This window comes from Phocaeicola sp. RTP21198st1_B8_RTP21198_201120 (assembly GCF_040929485.1).
Taxonomy (GTDB): domain Bacteria; phylum Bacteroidota; class Bacteroidia; order Bacteroidales; family Bacteroidaceae; genus Phocaeicola; species Phocaeicola dorei.
In genome coordinates, this window is sequence record NZ_JBCOCI010000211.1 from 1 (window position 1) to 930 (window position 930).

1 pseudogene is annotated in these 930 nt (G+C 58.2%); it reads right to left on the reverse strand.

From position 1 onward, the window contains the following. Window positions 1-930: pseudogene (locus tag AB5935_RS24595) on the reverse strand (DNA methylase); the annotation flags it as partial.

A 930-nucleotide genomic window follows, 5' to 3' on the forward strand; every position in this document is an offset into this window, starting at 1 on the left:
GGCGTAGTCTGTGGCAATGAGCATTTTCGCCTTTTCCTCCCGCTCCGAGAGCGGCAGGCGGCCCAGGAGCGTGGCATCGCCCGATTTGGCGAACTGCACCAGCCGTTCTATGAACTCCGTCTGCTGGGGTGTCGGCGGGATATTGTGCAATATCTCGTTCTTTTGCGGTCGGTCGATCCCTATATCCTCCGCCGAGCGGTAATCTGTAATCTCGGAGTAGAACATGGCCAGTTCGGGAACCTTGATGAAATATCGGAACCGTTCTTTCTGCACGACCTCGTTGGTCACGGAAAACTCGTAGTCGATGGTTTTCTTGGCAAATATGGCCGCCCAGGCATCGAAGGTGCGGATATTCTGACGCTCCAGTTCCTTCGGGCGCAGGTACTTGAAAAGCAGGTACAGTTCCGTGAGCGAGTTGGAGATGGTCGTTCCCGAGAGGAACGTCGCCCCCAGGTCGCGGCCCGTGCGCTGCTGTATGGTACGCAGCGCGAAAAGCATGTTGAGCGCCCGCTGCGACCCCTCGGGATTTCCGAGGCCCGCCACCCGGTCATGCCGGGTCGTGAAAGTCAGGTTCTTGAATTTGTGGCTCTCGTCCACGTAGAGGTGGTCGATACCCATGAGGCGGAAGTCCACGGCGTCGTCCTTGCGTGTTTCCAGCGCGTGCGCCACCTTCTGCAACTTGGCTTCCAGGTTGGCCTTGCGTTTCTGACACCCTTTCATCATGGCGCGGGAAACGTCCCTGCCTTGTGCTTTGAGCACTTCGAGGTTCTCCTCCACACAGTCCAGCTCGGCCTGCAATATCTCCTGCTGTATCTCCGGGGACTGGGGTATCATGCCGAACTGTTCGTGCGAGAGGATCACGACGTCCCAGTCGTTGTTGCGTATCTCCCGGAAGATGCGCTCACGCTTCCGGGGCGTGAAATCCTCCTT